The sequence below is a fragment of the Streptomyces sp. NPDC058964 genome (assembly GCF_042741275.1).
Taxonomy (GTDB): Bacteria; Actinomycetota; Actinomycetes; order Streptomycetales; family Streptomycetaceae; genus Streptomyces.
On sequence record NZ_JBHYKH010000777.1, the window covers coordinates 1 to 2,901 of the forward strand.

Annotated in this window: 2 protein-coding genes; one reads left to right on the forward strand and one right to left on the reverse strand. The window is 72.4% G+C overall.

All coding sequences use genetic code 11. From position 1 onward, the window contains the following. The coding region (locus tag ACFW2E_RS44575) for an ATP-dependent Clp protease ATP-binding subunit (protein WP_384477227.1) at positions 1 to 2,176 on the forward strand (2,176 nt) is incomplete at its 5' end. Positions 2,177 to 2,219: 43 nt separating this feature from the next. Here ACFW2E_RS44575 and ACFW2E_RS44580 read toward each other — a convergent pair. Then, positions 2,220 to 2,901, reverse strand: a 682-nt coding sequence (locus ACFW2E_RS44580) for an LLM class flavin-dependent oxidoreductase (RefSeq protein ID WP_384477230.1), incomplete at its 5' end; no start/stop codon positions are given.

Below are 2,901 nucleotides of genomic sequence, written 5' to 3' on the forward strand. Positions count from 1 at the left end.
GGGAGTCGCTCGGCGCCCGGCGGGCGCCGAGTGGCCCGCCGCAACCCCCCACACCCCGCCCGCCATGCGTGGTCTCGTGCTCCCCTATCAGATCTCCCGTGCCGAGGACGCCTCCTACATCGGTCCCGAACACCTGTTGAGGGCGATCGCCGCGAACCCGGAGTCGTCCGCCGGGCAGTCGCTCGCCGAGGGCGGCTGGGAGCCGACCCGGATGCCGGTGGAGCCCTCTGCCGAGCACCGGAAACCCAGTAGCACACCGACCATCGACGAGTACGGCCGCGACCTCACCGAGGACGCCCGAGCGGGGCGCCTCGACCCTGTGATCGGGCGGGACGGCGAGGTCGAGCAGACCATCGAGGTCCTCTCCAGGCGCAGCAAGAACAACCCCGTCCTCATCGGCGACCCCGGCGTCGGCAAGACCGCCATCGTCGAGGGCATCGCCCAGCGCATCGCCGCGGGGGACGTGCCCAGGACCCTGGAGGGCAAGCGGCTGGTCCTGCTGGACCTGGCGGGGATGGTGGCCGGGACCAAGTACCGGGGCGAGTTCGAGGAGCGGATGAAGAAGCTGCTCGACGAGGTGCGTGAGCACGGCGACGAACTGGTGCTGTTCCTCGACGAGATGCACACCGTCGTCGGCGCCGGCGGGGGCGGCGAGGGCGCCATGGACGCGGGCAACATGCTCAAGCCCGCCCTGGCCCGCGGCGAGCTGCACCTGATCGGGGCGACGACCGTCGACGAGTACCGCAGGCACATCGAGAAGGACGCCGCCCTGGAGCGCCGCTTCGCCCCCATCCTGGTCGGCGAGCCGACCGTGGACGACACCATCGAGATCCTGCGCGGCCTGCGCGACCGCTACGAGGCCCACCACCAGGTGCGCATCACCGACGAGGCGGTCGTCGCCGCGGCCGAGCTGTCCGACCGCTACATCACCTCCCGCTTCCTGCCCGACAAGGCCATCGACCTGATGGACCAGGCCGCCGCCCGGGTCCGGCTGCGCGACAAGACCCCGGTGGCCGACATCCGGGAGATCGAGGACCGGATCGCCGCCCTGAACCGGGAGAAGGACCAGGCGGTCGCCGACGAGGAGTACGAGCGCGCCAGGGAAGTGCGCGACCGGATCAAGGAGGCGGAGGGGCGGCGGGCCGACATGAGCAAGGCGGACGAACACGCGCCCAGGGTCACCGCCGAGGACATCGCCGAGGTCGTCTCCCGCACCACCGGCATCCCCGTCGCACAGCTCACCGAGGAGGAGCGTGAGCGGCTGATGAAGCTGGAGGAGCACCTCCACGAGCGGGTCGTCGGCCAGGACGAGGCGATCACCGCCGTCGCACGGGCCGTCCGCCGCGCCCGCGCGGGCATGAGCGACCCCAACCGCCCGGTCGGCAGCTTCCTGTTCCTGGGCCCCACGGGCGTCGGCAAGACGGAGCTCGCCCGCGCCCTCGCCGCCGCCCTCTTCGGCGACGAGACCCGCATGATCCGCCTGGACATGAGCGAGTACCAGGAGCGGCACACGGTCTCCCGCCTGGTCGGCGCCCCTCCCGGATACGTCGGCCACGAGGAGGCCGGCCAGCTCACCGAGGCCGTGCGCAGGCAGCCGTACGCCGTGCTGCTGCTCGACGAGGTCGAGAAGGCGCACCCGGACGTCTTCAACACGCTGCTGCAACTGCTCGACGACGGCCGGCTCACCGACTCCCAGGGCCGCACGGTCGACTTCAAGAACACCGTCGTGATCATGACGTCGAACATCGGCGCCGACCGGATCCTGGCCGCCGGCACCGAGGACTACGCCAAGGTCCGTGAAGCCGTCATGCCCGCCCTCCAGCAGCACTTCCGGCCCGAGTTCCTCAACCGCATCGACGAGATCATCGTCTTCCGCGGACTGGACCGCACCCAGCTGCGCCAGATCGTCGACCTCCTGCTGGAACACACCCGGCGCCGCCTGCACGCCCAGGACGTCACCCTGGAGGTCACCGACACGGCCGCCGACCTGCTCGCGGACATCGGGCACCAGCCCGACTTCGGTGCCCGCCCGCTGCGCCGCACCATCCAGCGCGAGGTCGACGACCGGCTCGCCGACCTGCTCCTGTCCGGTCAGCTGAACTCGGGCGAGCGGGCCGTGGTGGACGCCGCCGACGGAGCGATCACGATCCGGACGGATCAGGCGGCCGCCGTCTGAGAGCGAGGCGGGTGGCCGGAGGCCGACAGCGGTTCTCCGGCCGTCAGCCGGTGCCGGTGCTCGTCTCCGGGTTCACGACGCCGGCCAGCCGCCGGTAGGAGTCCAGCAGCGCCGATCGGTCGTACGTGCTGGTCGTGACGAGGACCTCCTGGGCACCGGAGTCCTTCAGCACCGCTTCCAGCTCGTCGGCCACCTGCTCCTCCGTGCCCGCGATGTGCCCGGTCAGGCCGGACTCGTACAAGCCGCGCTCCTTCCCGGTCATCGTCCGGGCCTCGACGTCCTCGGCGGACGGCAGGGGCGGGAAGGTGCCGTGGGTGCGCGAGTGCGCCATGGACCAGGCCTCCGGGAGCAGCAGCCGCCGGGCCTCCTCGGGCGTGGCGGCCACCGCGACCGTGCCGGAGATCACCACGTACGGCTCCGAGGCCCAGGCGGAGGGCCGGAATCCGGCCCGGTAGGCGTCGATGCCGCGCAGCATCCTCTCGCGGTTCCTGAGGTCGCCGATCACCATGGGAAGCCCGGCGCGGGCCGCGATCGCGGCGCCCTCGCCCAGGGCCAGCACGAACGGCGGCACACGCAGCCCTTCCGCGGGACGCGCGTGCGCCCCGGTCGGGGAGGTCCCCTCGAACCAGCCCAGCAGCTCGTCGAGTTGGGCCGCGAAGTCCTCCGCGTCGTCCTTGCCGCGCCCCCGGGCGCGGCGCACCCCGTCGGTCAAGCCCACGGTACGG